General features: G+C 68.2%; 1 protein-coding gene. It reads right to left on the bottom strand.

Annotated features, from left to right (window positions below; translation table 11 throughout):
• Positions 1–428 (bottom strand): AMP-binding protein (locus JWH17_RS23340; protein WP_205225102.1); only part of this gene is annotated, 428 nt, incomplete at both ends.

Genomic DNA, 428 nt, shown 5'->3' on the forward strand with positions numbered 1-428 from the left:
CGGTTGTGCAGTTGCACTTGCGGCAGCAGTTGCAGCACGCGGTCGCGCAGGGCCGCGGACAGCGCCTCGCCACCGGAGAACAACCGGCGCAGGCTGGTGCAGCCGGCGGCCAGCGGCTCCTGGACAAACACCTGCAGCAGCGGCGGCACGAAGTGCAGCGTGGTCACCCCGTGTTGCTGGATCAGCTGGGCGATGCGCTGCGGGTCACGGTGCTCGCCGGGGCCGGTCAGCACCAGCCGGCAACCGGTGACCAACGGCCAGAAACACTCCCACACCGACACGTCGAAGCTGATCGGCGCTTTCTGCATCAGCACGTCGCTGTCGTCCAGCGCGTAGGTTTGCTGCATCCACTGCAAGCGTTTGGCCAGGGCCGCGTGGGTGTTGCCCACGCCCTTGGGCTGGCCGGTGGAGCCGGAGGTGTAGATCAC

This window comes from Desulfogranum marinum, assembly GCF_016918565.1.
Lineage (GTDB): Bacteria > Desulfobacterota > Desulfobulbia > Desulfobulbales > Desulfobulbaceae > Desulfogranum > Desulfogranum marinum.